The organism is Geodermatophilus sp. SYSU D00663 (assembly GCF_054050655.1).
The window spans coordinates 39,963-55,263 of record NZ_JBJGZT010000005.1; the positions used below are offsets into that span (position 1 = coordinate 39,963).

Here is a 15,301-nt window from a genome sequence, read left to right on the forward strand (position 1 = left end):
GTGCCCACCGACGCCCTCCTCTTCGGCCGCGGAGTGGCCTTCCCGCCGCGGCTGGACGCCGACGGCCGGTTCGGCTGGGCCGTCGGCCCGCGCAGCGTCCGGGAGTCGATCCGCATCATCCTCACCACCGAGCCGGGGGAGCGGGTCATGCTCCCCGGCTTCGGTGCCGGCCTGCGGGCGGTCCTGTTCGAACCCAACGTGCCGGCGACCCACCGGCTCATCGAGGAGCGGGTGCTGCACGCGCTGCGGCGCTGGGAACCGCGGATCGCGGTGGAGGCGGTGGTGGTGGGCCGTCATCCCCGTGACCCGGGCCGCGCGACCGTCGCGGTGTCCTACCGGCTGGTGGCCACCGCCACCCGCGAGTCGGTCGACCTGTCGGTCGCCGTCGGCGGGGGAGGGGCGACGTGACCACGCTCGAGCCACCGCGCATCGACGACCGCACGTACCGCGAGCTGCTCGCTGAGGTCACCGCCCGCATCCCCGTGCACAACCCGGAGTGGGTCAACCACAACGACAGCGACCCGGGCATGACGCTGCTGCAGCTGTGGGCGTTCATGACGGAGAACCTGCTGTACCAGGCGGGGCGGATCCCGGAGCGGGTGCGGGTCACGTTCCTCGAACTGCTCGGCATCAGCCCCGCCCCGGCGACGGCGGCGCGGGGAGTCGTGGCGTTCTCGGTGACCCGGGGACGGCTGGAGGCGGTCACCATCCCCGCCGACCGCGAGGTCCTCGCCGGCCGGGTCCCGTTCCGCACGACCACGGGGTTGACGGCCGTGCCGGCCGAGGTCCGCCCGTACGTCAAGCGCCGGCGGGCGGCGGAGGAGGACCTCGCCGAGCAGTACGCGTTGCTGTACGGCAGCTTCCTGCAGGACGCCGGCGGCTTCGAGTTCTACGAGACCGAACCGGTCGCCTGGTCGGCGACCGGCACCGCGCCGCTGGACCTGGACAGCACGGTCGACGGCACCGTCTGGCTGGCGGTGCTCGCGCGCCGTCCCGCCGAGGTGGCCGCGACCCGAGAGGTGCTGGGCGGGCAGGTGCTCACCCTGGGCGTGGTGCCCGACCTGACCGGCGACACGGCGGTGCTGCACCCCGCCGGGTCCAGCGCCGGTACCGCGACGGCGGTGCTGGAGTTCCACGTGCCCGACGTGTCCTCCCCGCTGCCGGGGACCGCTGCCGGCCGGGTGCCGCGCTACCGGCCGGTCGAGTCCCGCACCGACGGGAACGTCCTCGTGGCGCCCGGCACGGTCGAGCTACTGCTGCCGGCCGCGGACGGGCTCGGCACGTGGACGGATCTGGAGCCGCTGGAGTCCGGCGTGGGCCGCTTCCCCCCGGCGCTCGAGGGGGAGGACGACGAGCGCCTGGTCACCTGGATCCGGGTCCGGCCGGCCGGCGGTGGGGACGGAGCCGACGTGGCCGGGCGGGCAGCGGCACGACTGAGCTGGCTGGGGGCCAACGCCGCGCTCGTCGAGCAGCGTGCGCACGTCGCCCGCGAGCTGGTCGGGACGGGCACCGGCCGGCCCGACCAGCAGTTCCGGCTGGCCAATGTCCCGGTGCTGCTGGACAGCGTCACCGTCACCGTGGACGGCGAGTCCTGGGCGCTCGTCGACGACCTCCTGGACGCCGGCCCCGAGGTGCCGGCGTCCCGGGCCGGCCCGGATCCCGGCGCGCCGTCCGCTCTCCCGAGCCGCGTGGTGAGGGTCGTCCGGGCGTCCGGGGAGGTGTTCTTCGGCAACGGGCTGCACGGCGCCCGTCCGCCCCGGGGTGCCCCGATCGTGGCCACCTACGACTTCGGCGGCGGCCGGCAGGGCCTGGTCGGGATCGGTGCGATCACCAAGGCACCGTTCCTGCCGGCCGGGGCCGGCGTCACCAACCCGCTGCCGACCTGGGGCGGGACCGAGCCGCAGACGGTCCCGGAGGCCGAGCGGTCGATCGCGGCGTTCGTCCGGCACCGCGACCGGATGGTCGCCGCCGACGACTTCGCCGAGGTGGTCCGGGCCACCCCCGGCACCGACCTGGCCCGGGTGGAGGTGCTGTCGCTCGTGCACCCGGACCTGCCCGACCAGCAGGTGCCCGGCGTGGTCACCCTCGTGGTGCTGCCCCGGTACGACCCGGCGTCTCCGGACGCCCCGGCGCCGGACCAGAGCGTCCTGCGCGCCGTGTGCGAGCACGTCGACCGGCGCCGGCTGGTGACCACGGAGATCCACCTGCGGGGGCCGGTGTACCTGCCGGTGTGGGTGTCGGTCGGTGTCGACGTCACTGCCGGTCGGGCCGTCGGCCCGGTCCGGGAGGCGGTCAAGGCGGCGCTGCGGACGTTCCTGTCGCCGCTGACCGGCGGCCACCCCGGCGCCGGCTGGCCGCTGCTCACGCCGGTCAACCGACTGGAGCTGCTGGCGGTCGCGGCCCGCGTCGACGGAGTGGTGAAGGTCTTCGACGTCCTCCTCGCCGGTGCCGGGGGCACGCCGGTCGACCAGGTGACGCTGCCCACGGTCCTGCACCTGCCACGGTTGGTGGGGCTGGACGTCCGCCAGGGCGACCCGCTCCCCGTGGCCGACCTGCAGGGCGTCACCGAGGAACCACAACCGGCCCTGCCGGTCCCGGTCATCCCCGAGGAGTGCTGCTGATGGACGTCAACGGCACCCGCCTGCACCTCGTCCTCGGGGCCGACGACTGGGCCGCGGCGATCGTCCCGCCCCGGCAGCGGGACGTCTGCTTCGACGCGAGCCGCAACACCCTCGGGCTGCGTCCGCGGCCGTTCCTGTTCGCCGCCCGGCCGCAGGCTCCGCGGCTGGTGCCCACCGACCGCCGCGGTGCCGACGTCGACAGGCTCGGCAACCGGTTCTGGATCGGTCCCGCGGGTGACGAGATCCGGGTGCTCGGCGCCGGGGGCACGGCGTTCCGGTACTGGCCGGTGGCCGAGCAGCCGAGCGCGCCGCCCCCGGGGGGGTTCGGCGTCTGCATGCCGCCGCCGGCCGCGCCGGTGTGCCTGTCCGGGCTGGCGGTCACCGACGACCAGTACCTCGTCGCCGGGGTCCTGGGGCCGGCGCAGCACCCGGCCGGCGGGGACGTCGCCGGCCTGCTGGTCTTCGACCTGCTCGGTGGTGGGCCGCCGGTGACGACGACCTGGCCCGCGGAGCTGGCCGTCCGTCCGTTCGACCTCGCCGCGCTCCCGGGGGGTGGGGTCGTCGTCCTCGACGTGCCCGACCCCACCGCCCCCGGCCCGGCCCGGTTGTGGCAGCTGGACCGGAGGCTGCGGGTGGTCGACCTGGGTGGCGCCGGTGCGGCCGAGCCGGTCCGGTCGTGGTTCGAGCCGGCCGACGGCGGCCCGTCGCCGGCACCCGGGCCACGACCGGGCACCTCCGTCGACCCGGAGCGGGCGACCGCGGGCTGCGCCGCCACCCTCGACACGGTCTGGGCAGTGGCGGTCGACGCCCTGCCGGACCGCACCGTGCTGGTGCTCGACCGGCACGGCCCCGGGGGCCGGATGGAGGTGTCCCGCTGGCGCGGCGCCACCCGGCTGCCCTTCGGACTGCGGGACGGCGGCGGTGGACCGGCCGAGCCCGGGTTCTCCTGCAGCGACCAGCGCGGCAACGCCCCGCAGGCGCTGGCCGGGACGGCCGGGCACGACCTCGTCGCCGTCCCGGGCGACGCGGCCGACGGCGCCCTCGCCACCCTGTATGTGGTCGACGACCGCGGTGACCAGGCGTTCGAGTTCCGCGTCGAGGACTCCGGTGCCGACCTCGTGCCCGCCTACCACCCGCTCCGCCTGTTCGGCGGCAAGGCCCTCGTCCGCACCGGGGCGCGAGCGGAGTACGACCTGGAGGACCGCTGGTTCCCGGTGCCGACCCACGTCGTCGAGCGGTTCCCGGACGCCGGGACGGTCGTCCTCGCACCGCCGCTCGCGATCGGGCAGCACGTGGCCGGGCGGGGGTTCGACGCCGGCACGCCCGGGACCGTGTGGCACCGGCTGGTGCTGGACGCCGTCGTCCCCTCGGGCTGCTCGGTGACGGTGGCGACCCGAGCCGGGGACGACGCGAGCGTGCTGGACGGCCTGCCGTGGCGCGCCGAACCGGCGCCATACCTGCGGGGTGACGGCAGCGAAGTCGCCTACCACCGGTATCCCGACGGGAACCCGTGCCCCGGGCAGGGCAGCTGGGAGCTCCTCCTCCAGCGGGCCGTCGGGCGCTACCTCCAGGTGCGGTTGACCCTGCAGGGTGACGGCCGCCGCAGCCCGCGGATCTGGGCGCTGCGGCTGCACTACCCGCGCTTCTCCTACCTCGAGCGGTACCTGCCCGCCATCTACCGGGACGACCGCGAGTCGGCGTCCTTCCTGGACCGCTACCTGGCCAACGTCGAGGGGATGTACACGACACTCGAGGGCCGCATCGCCGACGTCCAGCGGCTGCTGGACCCCGGCACGACCGATCCCGAGTACCTGCCGTGGCTGGCGTCCTGGCTCGGGGCGGTGGTCGAGCCGGACTGGGAGCCGGCCCGGGCGCGACTGTTCGTGCGGCACGCGGCGCGGATGTTCACCCGGCGCGGCACCGTGCGGGGGCTGCGGGAGGCGATCCGGCTCGCCACGCACCCGTGCCCCACGGATGCCCTCTTCGACCCGGACGCCCCCGTGACCGGCTACGACGTCCGCATCGTCGAGGCATACCGGACCAGGTCGGTCCCGGGCGTCGTGTTCGGCGACCCCGGTGATTTGGGCGGTCCCCGGGTCAGCAGTCCCGGTCCCCGGTGGCAGCTCGCCGACGGACGTTCCCGCCTCGAGGCCCGGTGGCTGGAGTTCACGCGCCTGCGGCAGCCGGCACCGGGAGGCCGGTCGCCGGCGGGCGGGCCGCGGCGCTTCCCCGCCCTGACCCCGGTCGAGCCGGCCGCGGCCAGGGACTGGACGGAGTTCGTGCGCGGCCAGCTCGCCGTCACCTATGCCCAGGTCGGCTCCGACGCGGACCTGAGCGCCTTCCGCGCCTTCCTCGAGCAGCGCTACCGCCGGGTCGAGGACTACCACGCGGCCTGGAACCTCCAGGGCGCCGGGAAGCCGGCGGCGTTCAACGACGTGCAGTTGCCGGTCCGGCTGCCCCCCGACGGCGTCCCGCTCCAGGACTGGATCGTGTTCGTCTCCGCCGTCCTGCCGATCCGCCGCGCCGCCCACCGCTGCTCGGTGCTCGTCCCGGTCGGACTGGCGGACACCGACGAGCAGCGTGCGCGGCGCCTCGGCCGGGTGCAGCGGGTCGTCGACGTCGACCGGCCAGCGCACACCCTGGTCGACGTCAAGCCCTACTGGGCCGCGCTGCGCGTGGGGGAGGCCCGCGTCGGTCTGGAGTCGATCGTCGGTGAGGGCGGCCGGTACGTGGACGTGGTCCTCGGCGGTGGCCGGCTCGCGCACGCCGCGGTTCCCGGTGGGGCGACGTGGCGCGCGGACCGGCGGGTGGTCGGACGGGATCGCATCGAGCGGCCGGCTCGCGGGCCGGCCGGGACGGGAGGGGCGCCGTGACCGGGTTCGCACCCGCCGGGACGAGCGTGACCGCACCGGACCCGCGCAAGCGGGTGAACTACCGGCTGGGCCTCGTGCTCGGCGAGGACGAGTTCCGCCAGGACCAGGTGCACCACCGGGAGCGGGACCACCAGGGGATCCGGGCCCTGCACGGCTACGGCACCGTCTCCGGCCTGGCGGTCAGCTACGACGAGACCACGGGGCGCCTGCACGTGCAGCCGGGTCTGGCGGTCGACCCGGCCGGCCGGGTGATCTGCGTGCCCGCCGAGTACTGCGCCTCGCTGGAGGCCTGGCTGCAGGAGAGCACCGCCGGTGACGGCGTCAGCGGCGGGCTGCCGCCGTCCTTCCCGGTGCACGTGGTCCTGTGCTGGACGCAGTGCGAGACCGACGAGGTGCCCATCCCCGTGGAGTCGTGCCTGCCGGCCGAGGAGTCCCGCGCCGCCTCCCGGCTGATGGACTCCTTCGAGCTGCGTTTGACCTTCGAGCCGCCGCCCCTGGTGGGTGAGGTCGCGCCCGGCGGCCCCGGCGGCGACCTCACCGACCTGGTCGAGGAGCTGCACGGTCGGCCTGACGTCTCCGGGGGGTCCGTTCCCGACGCGACGGCGGTGGTGGCGCTGCTGCGGGAGTGGGCCGTCGAGCGGCGCCCGGAGGTGGCCGCCGGCCGGGCCTGCCTGCCGGTGCCCGCTCCCGATCCCTGCGTGCTCCTGGCCACGGTCGGGGTGGACGTCGTCGAGGAGCCCGGCGGTCTGCGCGTGGCCGCCGCGACCGTGGACGACTCGACGCGCCCGGTGCTGGTCAGCACCCGCCTGCTGCAGGAGGCGCTGCTCGCCCGGCCCGCGGACACCGACGTCGAGGACCACGGCGAGCTCGTCGGGCTCGGAGACGACGACCACCCCCAGTACCTGCTGGCCGACGGCACCCGACCCCTCTCGGGGGACCTGAGCGCTGCCGGGCACCGGCTCGTCGACCTGCCGCCGTCCACCGCCGGTGGGCAACCGCTCGTGCACGGTCAGGGCGCCGGCGGTGACCTGACCGCCGCCTACCCGGAACCACGCCTGACCGCCGTCCAGGGCGTCCCCGTCGACGCGCAGACCCCGGCCGAACGCGACGTGCTGCTGCTGCACTCCGGGGCCTGGACGGCGCGGCGGCCGTGGGTGCTGCCGTTGGTCAGCATCGAGGACACGCGCAGGGAGGGGGACGAGCCGGGGTATCTCGTGTGGTTCCACCTCGACGCCCCGGAGAACCGGGTGGAGGTGGCCGGGATCGACGGGGGCGTGCTGGTGCACCGGGAGACGGCCACCGCGCCCTTCCTCAGCGAGATCGGCCCCGAGGGCACCAGCCGCCCGTTCCGCAACGTGTTCTCCGTCGGTGTCCGGCAGGAGGCCCCGCTGGTGCGGTTCACCTTCGCGCTGGACCAGATCCTCCTGACCGACGGTCGCACGCTCCTGGCGTGGGCCGAGCGGCTGGGCATCTGGTTCGTCGGCCAGGCCGGCGAGGGGGACACCTCGGTCACCGCGTTCCACCGCTCGCCGGGCCGGCTGGGCTGAGGAGCCGGCGATGGAGCAGACGGCGCTGGACACCGCCTTCCTCACCCGCGGCATCGCGCACGTGGCCTTCTGGAACGGCCGCGTGCTCACCGCGGAGGACCTCCGCGCCGAGCAGCTCGCCAACCACCTCGGCCTAGGGCGGCTGGGCCGGGCCGGGGGGCAGGGGATCACCTCCGGGCTGGCCGTCCGGCCGGGTTCCCGTCCCGCCTCGGTGCACGTCAGCGCGGGCCTCGCGGTCGACCGGCTCGGGCAGGTGCTGGAACTCCCCGTGGACGTCAGCGTGTCGCTCGTCGTGCCGCCCGAGACCGCCTCCGGCGACGGGGTCTTCACCGTGTGCGACCCAGTGTCGTCGTCGGCGGCCGCCACCGGCACCGGGCTGTACCTGCTGGTCCTGCGGCCGGCCTCGGCGGCCCGGTCCAGTGCCGCCGGCGTGCCGGCGCTCGGCACCGGCGCGGCGACCGAGTGCGGGCCGAGGTACACCGTGGACGGCGTCTCCTTCCGCCTGGTCACGCTGGACGTGGCCGGCCTCGCCGCCGAGGCCGGCCACGACGACGCCGACGACGCCGTCCTGGGGTCGCTCGGGACCGTCGTGGAGAGCCCGCTGGCACGCAACGTCGTGGCGCACCTGTTCCTGGGGACCCGGGCGTGGGCGGACCTGCTCGCCGACCCCTTCGGTGCCGTCCCCGACCGGGTCGACCGGGGGGCCCTGGCCATCCTGTACCGCGACACCCTGCTGGACTGCGAGGTCCCGCTGGCCGTCGTCTCCTGGTCGTTCGACGGTGTCGGCTTCGTCGACTCGTGGGCGGTCCGCCGGCCACGCGCCTCGTGGCCGGCGTACACCGCCGTGCAGTCGCTGGCCGGCCCGGCGCGGGAGGTCCTCGGGCGCGCGGGCTTCAGCCAGTTCCAGGAGCACCTGTCGACGGTGCGGGACGGACTGACCGCGGCCCAGCGCGCGACCTTCGCGCTGACCAACCGGTTCCGCTACCTCCCGGCCGCGGGCCTGGTGCCCGTCGCGCGCCCGGGGCGGCCGGGCTTCGAGCCCGGCGCCGTGTTCGGCGACCTGGTGGTCCGCGGACCGGTCGGGATCGCCGCGGCGCGGGTGGGCGCCATCCTCGACGAGTCGTTCCGGCACCCGGCGATCGACGTCACCAGCGGTGAGGTGCTCTTCGTCTACGCCGTCGACGATCCCGGTGCGGGCAGCCCTGCCTATCTGCTCTTCTGCACCAGCCGGATGCCGTTCCTCGGCGAGGAGCTCGTCATCGACGCGGTGTTCCCCGGCGGTGCCCTCTCCCTGGGGCAGCGGATCGAGATCCGCGGGCGCGGCTTCGGGTTCTCCACCGGCGAGGCCCGCGTCCGGTTCGACGCGACCGCGACCGCCGCCCTCCCCGGCTCCACCGACACCCGGCTGCTGGTCGACGTGCCGACCAGCCTCGCCGTCGACCCCGACGGGAGCGAGGTGACCCTCGAGGTCTCCAACGGCGTGGACAGCGACGCCGTGCCGGTCATCGTCGGTCACCGGGTGCAGCCGGTGCTCGGCGACCTGCACGTGACCTGGGAGTCGGTCGAACCCGCTGAGCTGGAGGGCGGCGCACCGGCCACCATCCGCTACACCCTGCGCTCGGCGCTCAACCAGGCCGCCGACGTGCAGGTGCGCCTCGGGGGATCCCCCGACGAGTTCCTCGCCGCTGCCGAGTTGCGCGACGCCTCGGGCCTCCCCATCAGCGACCCGGTGGCCATGGAGCCCGACGAGGTCGCCCCCCTCGTCGTCGCCGTCGACCCGGTCCCCGACGTGGCGGAGTTCACCGTCAGCCTCGGCGCCACCGTCGCCGACGTCACGGCCGCGGACACCCGCGTGTTCCGCACGGGGACCCCGACGATCCCGGCCGACCCGGCCATCACGATCCTCGTCGTCGACACGGACGTGCACACGGGGACGGTCGAGCGGGTCGGCGACGCGTTCCGGATGTCGCCCGGCGCCACCGCCGACATCGAGCTCCTCGTCGAGGTGACCGAGCCCGGCAGCTACCACGTCCGGGTCGAGCCCCGCGACCTGACCGGGCCGTGGCGCAGCGTGCTGTCCGAACCGGAGGACGGCGTCTTCGAGGACATCCCGCCGTCCGAGTTGGAGGACGGCGTGGCGCGCCGCACCGCCCGGGTGACGGTGCAGCGGGCCACCGCGCCGCCGCCACCGTCGGCGGTCGTGGCGTTCGCCGTCCAGCGACCGGGGCGACCCAGCCAGACGCAGGTCACCTTCCTGCTGGAGGTGCTCTGAGTGCCCGGCCCGGTGTCCCGCGGACCGCACTCCCACCGAGAGGAGCCGACATGACGCTGTGCATCCCGGAGGCGATCGGGGTCCCCGGGCTGATCGGACAGCCGCCCACCTGGCCGGGCATCGACGTGCTCAACGGCCACGCGGCCTGGCCGACTGCGTCGCCGTCGATCACCACGCCGCTCGGGCTGGACGACCCGCGCTGGCAGGGGCACCTGGGGATCGGCTATCCGGCGATCGAGCCGTCACCGGTGGGCTGCTGCGGAGGGGTGGCCTCGACGTCCCCGACGTTCGGCACGTCGACTGCCGAGGACGCGCTGGTGCGCATGCTCCACGTCCGGGAGGGCGACGACCCGCACCTGTACCTGTCGTGGTGGGTCAAGGCCGACGACGGCGTCGACCACAGCGAGGACGCGCTCTTCATCGGGTTCGGGCGCCGCTCCGGTGACCCGATGGTGGTCCGGGTCACCCCCTTCGCCTCCAACACCGGCAAGCTGGCGGAGCCGGCGGCCGCCTTCACCGTGTGGACGACCCCCGCCTCGGGGGCCGCCGCCGGCACCGTCCGGAACTGGGACGAGAACGAGGGCGCCAACCCCAGCTGGCTGGACGTCAACACCCGCGTGTGGCTGGACGTGCCGTCGAACCGCTGGGCGGTGCAGATGCGCGTGCCGATCGGGTCGGGGGACGTCGACACCCACCTCGACCTGGACGCCACCTTCCGCATGTGGTTCGAGATCTCCATCGAGCTGCCCGGGGACCTGCTGGCCCCCTACAGCTGGCCGCGGAACTCCTGCGTCGCCGACTTCTGCGGGCTGCCGTCGGTGTTGCACGTCCCCAGCCCGGCGGTGTGGGACACCTTCCACCTCAGCTCCGGCCCCGGGGACCCGGAGTGCCCGACCACCGGGTTCGTCCGGCTGGACCGCTCCGACGTCGGGACGCAGAACACGCCGACGTCACGCATCAACCTCGTCTCGGACAACGTCTTCGAGGCCCGGCCCGAGAACCGGACCGGCGCCACCGTGGACCCCGGTGAGATCTCCGCCGAGTTCCGGATCGCGAACTGGGGCTCGGTGGCACACCCGTCGGCGCCCTGGACGCTGATCCCCGCCACCGGGGGGACGACCAACCCGGCGGACAACCCCGGCAGCATCCCCGACGGCGCCAAGGGTTCGATCACCATGCGGTGGCAGCTCAACCCCGAGGAGGCCGCCGACTACGGGGCTGGGGGGACCAAGTCGCGGCACCAGTGCATCCTGGTCACGCTGACCGGTGCGCACGTGTTCAACCCCGCCAGCGTGTGGCGGAACATGGACTTCGTCAGCGCCTCCCGGTTCGCCCGCACCGCATCCATCAGCAACGTCGGGCTGGGCCCCAGCCCGGTCCCCGGGACACCGCGGCCCACCTACGTCCTGGTGGAGAGGCTCAACATGCCCCCGGTGCTGGACCGGGAGCCGCCGCGGCAGTCCCCGGTCACGCCGCAGCGGCGGACGCACCCCCTGGAGGACGTCGACCTCCCGCTGCTGCAGCGGGCTGCCGACGCGCTGACCGACCCCAACGACCGGGCGGAGCTGCAGCCGACGATCCGCTACCACACGTTCCACGACACCGGTGTAGACGTGACCCGTGACGGGACCACGTACCGCCTGCTGCGGCCCGGCACGGCCTTCGGCTACCACGTGGAGCACGAGGGCCCGCTCACCGGCTGGCGGGAGCAGTTGCAGGGCGCGACCCGCGTGAGCGAGGCCCTCTACCGCTTCGAGGTCCCCGAGGAGGGCTCGGTCACGCTGATCACGGTGGTCGAGGCCGTGGAACGCGGCGGTTGCCTCGGCCTCCTGGGCCTGGTCGGCCGGCTGCTGCGCCGGTTGCGGCCCTGAGGCCCCGATCGTGTCCGCAACGACCCAGGATGCGATCGGCCGGGTGCGTGTCCACGCCGCGGCGGACACCCCCGTGCTGCGGCTGGGCATCTCCCGCGCGCTGGCCCGGGCCGAGCTGGGGCCGGCCGGCGGGTCGCCGCACCCGGTCCTGATCGTCCGGCGGCTGGACGTCGAGACGGCCTGGAGGCCCGGGCAGGTCGACGAGTTCCCCGGTCTGACCGCCCGGGTCGCCGACCGCGTCGGTTCCTGCTGGCGCACGGCCGCCCGCCCCGCGGCGGGCCCGGTGCCGGCGGACGCCCCGGCCGTCCGCTTCGCGGGGATCGCCGAGCTACTCGCCGTCTACGCCGCGGACCTGGCCTCGGGACGGGCCCGGCAGCGGTGGTGGTGGCGGGACGTCGGGCCGCGACTGGCCCCCCGGGGCCGCGCCGGCGAGCTGCTGGCCGGTCACCCTGCGCTGGTGCCGGCGGTGATCGCCGTCCTGGACCAGCTCGGGGGAGCCGAGGCCGTGGTGGCCGCCCTCGACGGCGACGAGGTGGTGCGGGTCGCCGTCGCGGTGGCCACCGCCCACCACGTCCCGGAGCTGGCCGAGGCCATCGCGACGCCGGCACCGCCGACGTCGCAACGACAGGGGGTGGTCGGGGCGGCGCCGCCGCCGGCCGGCACCGTCCCGCCGGGTTCTGCGCTGCCGCGCGGGCACCGGCTGCTGCTCGCCGTGAGCCGGCTCCTCGTCGCCGGCTCGGCGACCGCCCGCGCTCCCGGGGTCGTGCGGGCGATCCTCGGCCGGCTCGACGCGGCCGCCGAGCCGCCTGAGGATCACCGGAGCGGCCGGCCCGCTGCCCCGGTCGCGGGCCACACCGTCGCGAAACCGGCGCCGGAGGACGGTGCTGCACCGCTCGATGAGCCCGTGCTCGCCCAGCAGCTCGAGTCGGGCACGGCCGCTCCGGATCCGGTCGGTCGCGTGCGGACGGCCGGACACGGTGGAGCCCCGGCCGTCGACCGGCGGGAGGGTGCGCGCCGAGGGGGCACGGCGCAGCGAGCCGGCGCGGCGCTGCGAGCCGGCGCGGTGCAGCGAGCCGGCGCGGTGCAGCGAGCCGGGGCACCGGGCGTCGCCGAGCCGGCACCGCCCGCACCGCGTGGCGCCCCCTCCCGACCGGCCGTGCCGGGTCCCGCGTGGGCGGCGCAGCCGCCGGGAGCCGAGGCCGGCCGGCGAGGGGTCGACGACGGCGAGGTCCTGGACCCGGCCGGGACGGGAACGGTCACCGGCCTCGGCGGTGTGTTCTTCCTGGTGCAGCTGGCGCGCTGGCTCGGGCTGCCCGATGCCGTCGGCCCGGGCTCGTCGGTCAGCCGACGGCTGGGCGGATGGGGCGCCATCGAGCTGCTGGCCCGGTCCCTGGTCCCGGCGGATCCGGCCCGGGAGGACGATCCCGTGTGGCCGGTGCTCGCCGACCTCGCCGGTGGTCGCGGCGTCCTCACCGAGACCGGCACCGTGCCGGGGACCGAGCGGCTCGGGCCGCCGGCGGCGTGGGCCGCGATGGAGGTCCCCGCCGCACCGGCGGACCCGGTGCCGGTGACCTCCACACTGGCGGCCGGCGCAGCCCCTGCGCTGCGGTGCTGGCTGGGCGCGGTCCGGCCTTTCGCGGTCGACGTCCTGGTCCACGTGCTGGACTGCCCGGCCGGGCAGCTGGCACCGGTCCTGCTGGTCCGCCCGGCGCTGGTCCACTGGGACCGGACGCACGTCGACGTCCGGTTCCCGCTGGAGAGCGCCACGGTGGCCGTCCGCCGCGCCGGCCTGGACCGGGATCCCGGGTGGGTGCCGGAACTCGGGCGGGTGGTCTCCTTCCACTTCGACCCCGACGCCCTGGCCGGCCGCACCCCGGGGCCCGGCCGGCGGGGTCCGACGTGACCGCGACGGTGCAGCAGCGGCTGGACGGCATCGAACTCACCCCGCGGGCGCACTTCCAGGTGAGCCTGCACGCCGCGGTCTTCGCCGTCGTCGACCGGCTGCGCCGGCTGGACCCGGGCGGGGACCCCGGCGGGGTGCTGGCCCGCCACCCCTTCCTGGCCGGCTACCTGGACGCGGCGCTGCCGTACCTGCCCGCGGGGCTGGCGTGGGCGGACGGGCACCGCTGGTGGGCCGACACGATCGCCGCCTGGGAGGACGCCGGTCGCCGCGGCCTGCCGCTGTGCCGGCTCGACGCCGCAGCGGCGCTGGCCCCGCCGGGCCGCATCCAGCTGTTGTGCGCCGGGCTGGTCGAGGAGGACTCCCGGTTCGGGCCGGTGTTCGCCGAGCTCACCGGGGGCGGCAGCCGGCGTCCCAGCCTGGAGCTGCTGGCTGCCGTCAGTGCGGGGCTGGCCGGCGGCGACGTCGAACTGACCGCGGTCACCGCTCGGCGTCTGGTCGACGTGGGACTCGTGGAGGTACCCGATCCCGGAGCGCCCCGCTCCGAGTGGGTGGCGCAGGTCCGCGGGGAGCTCTGGGAGGTGCTGCGTGGTGTGCCCGGGCCGGCGCTGGACAGCGGCACCGGGTACGTGCCCCCGGCCGACCTGCCGGAGCTGGCGGACCTCGTCCTGCCCCCGGAGGTCCTGGCCCGGGCCGCCTCCGTCGCCGCGGTCCTGGACGGCTCGGTCGACCTGCTCAGCGTGCGCGGGTCCGCGGGCTCGGACCGGCGGGCGCTGGCCGGGGCGATCGCCCGAGCCGCCGGACACGGGGTGCTGCGGGTGGACCGGGCGCGGACCGGCACGCCGAGCTGGCCGGTGATCGGGCCGCTCGCCGTCGCGCTGGACGCCGTCCCCGTGGTGGAGCTCGACCTCGCGCCCGGGGAGACCGCTGAGCTGGCCCGGCCCCCCGCGCTGACCGGCCCGCTGGTGGCGGTGCTGGGGTCCACCGGAGGCCTGGACCGCGGCGGTCACGACCGCGTCGTGTCCCTGGAGGTCCCACCGCTCGGCGCGGCTGACCGGGCCCGGCGGTGGCGTGCCGCCTTCGGCACCCGACCGGTCCCCGACCTGCCACGCGTCGCGGCCGGCTGGCGGTTGCAGGGTGCGTACATCGAGCGGGTGGCACGGGGGGCCACGATCCTCGCCGACGTGGACGGCGCGCCGGAGGTCACGACCGGCCACCTCCGGTCCGCGGCCGCCGACCTGAACCGGGAGCTGCTCGACACCCTCACCACCCGCCTGGAGACCGGCGGCTGCTGGAACGACCTCGTCGTCGGCGACCAGACCGGCGGCAAGCTGCTCGAGCTCGAGGCGCGGTGCCGGTACCGCGACGGGCTCGACGAGCACCTCGGGGTGGCCTTCGGCACCGGCACCGGCGGTGGCGTGCGGGCGCTGTTCACCGGGCCCAGCGGCACCGGCAAGACCCTGGCGGCCCGGGTCCTGGCCGGCCGGCTGGGCCTGGAGGTCTACCGGGTCGATCTGGCCGCGGTGGTGGACAAGTACGTGGGGGAGACCGAGAAGAACCTGCACCGGGTGCTCACCGCGGCGGAGGAACTCGACGTCGTCCTGCTCGTCGACGAGGGCGACTCGCTGCTCGGCCGCCGCACCGACGTGCGCTCGGCCAACGACCGCTTCGCCAACCTCGAGACCAACTACCTGCTGCAGCGGCTGGAGGGCTACCGCGGGATCGTCGTCGTCACCACCAACGCCGGTGACAACGTCGACCCGGCCTTCCAGCGGCGCATGGACGTCGCGGTCCCGTTCTTGCCGCCGACGGCCCGGGAACGGCGGGACATCTGGTCGCTGCACCTGCCCGAGGGCCACCGCGTGCCGGGGGCCCTGCTGGACGAGCTGGCCCACCGGTGCGCGATGACCGGCGGCCAGATCCGCAACGCCGTCCTGCTGGCCGTGCTGCTTGCGCTCCAGGACGACCGCCCGGTCGGGGGCGAGCACCTGGAGCCGGCGGTGGCCAACGAGTACCGGAAGTCCGGCGCCACCTCGCCGTACGACCCCAGCGGCCGCCGGCACCCGACCTCGCCCGCCCGGACGTTCCGCGGCCTGGTGACGTGACCCAGCTGCGCGCCACCCGCCGACCGCACCTGCCGACCCGGGCGCGGTCCGCACCACAGCGGGACGGGGCGGCGGCCCCCCGCGGGGTCCGGGTCACACCGGGAGGGCCGCG

The 15,301-nt window shown here is 76.0% G+C and carries 8 protein-coding genes; all 8 read left to right on the forward strand.

The genetic code is table 11. The annotated features are described in order from the left end of the window. From ACI79Z_RS05390 to ACI79Z_RS05425, 8 genes are read left to right on the forward strand one after another with little or no spacing between them, the layout of a single operon-like run. A complete protein-coding gene (locus ACI79Z_RS05390; protein WP_456901956.1) occupies positions 1-408 on the forward strand; it encodes a GPW/gp25 family protein in 408 nt (135 codons plus the stop codon). Then, a complete protein-coding gene (locus ACI79Z_RS05395) occupies positions 405-2,621 on the forward strand; it encodes a hypothetical protein (protein ID WP_456901957.1) in 2,217 nt (738 codons plus the stop codon). Before ACI79Z_RS05390 ends, ACI79Z_RS05395 begins: the two co-directional genes overlap by 4 nt. Then, the gene (locus ACI79Z_RS05400; protein ID WP_456901958.1) at positions 2,621-5,494 is read left to right on the forward strand and encodes a phage tail protein; all 2,874 of its coding nucleotides are present in this window, start codon (positions 2,621-2,623) and stop codon (positions 5,492-5,494) included. The genes ACI79Z_RS05395 and ACI79Z_RS05400 overlap by 1 nt, the downstream gene beginning before the upstream one ends. Next, positions 5,491-7,041, forward strand: coding sequence for a hypothetical protein (locus tag ACI79Z_RS05405; RefSeq protein WP_456901959.1), 1,551 nt, complete (start codon positions 5,491-5,493; stop codon positions 7,039-7,041). Before ACI79Z_RS05400 ends, ACI79Z_RS05405 begins: the two co-directional genes overlap by 4 nt. 10 nt (positions 7,042-7,051) lie before the next feature. Further along, positions 7,052-9,313 carry an IPT/TIG domain-containing protein gene (locus ACI79Z_RS05410; protein ID WP_456901961.1) on the forward strand — a complete coding sequence of 754 codons (2,262 nt, stop codon included), beginning with the start codon at positions 7,052-7,054 and terminating at the stop codon, positions 9,311-9,313. A gap of 50 nt (positions 9,314-9,363) precedes the next feature. Then, a complete protein-coding gene (locus ACI79Z_RS05415; protein WP_456901962.1) occupies positions 9,364-11,184 on the forward strand; it encodes a hypothetical protein in 1,821 nt (606 codons plus the stop codon). 43 nt (positions 11,185-11,227) lie between these two features. Further along, on the forward strand, positions 11,228-13,087 hold the full coding sequence (locus ACI79Z_RS05420) for a hypothetical protein (RefSeq protein ID WP_456901963.1): 1,860 nt from the start codon (positions 11,228-11,230) through the stop codon (positions 13,085-13,087). Further along, positions 13,084-15,189, forward strand: coding sequence for an ATP-binding protein (locus ACI79Z_RS05425; protein WP_456901964.1), 2,106 nt, complete (start codon positions 13,084-13,086; stop codon positions 15,187-15,189). Before ACI79Z_RS05420 ends, ACI79Z_RS05425 begins: the two co-directional genes overlap by 4 nt. Positions 15,190-15,301: the final 112 nt, after the last annotated feature.

What these genes read in the sequence shown, in the direction of transcription:
- ACI79Z_RS05400 (WP_456901958.1), top strand. Translation starts at nt 2,621, where the DNA reads ATGGACGTCAACGGCACCCGCCTGCACCTCGTCCTCGGGGCCGACGAC.
- ACI79Z_RS05410 (WP_456901961.1), top strand. Translation starts at nt 7,052, where the DNA reads ATGGAGCAGACGGCGCTGGACACCGCCTTCCTCACCCGCGGCATCGCG.
- ACI79Z_RS05415 (WP_456901962.1), top strand. Translation starts at nt 9,364, where the DNA reads ATGACGCTGTGCATCCCGGAGGCGATCGGGGTCCCCGGGCTGATCGGA.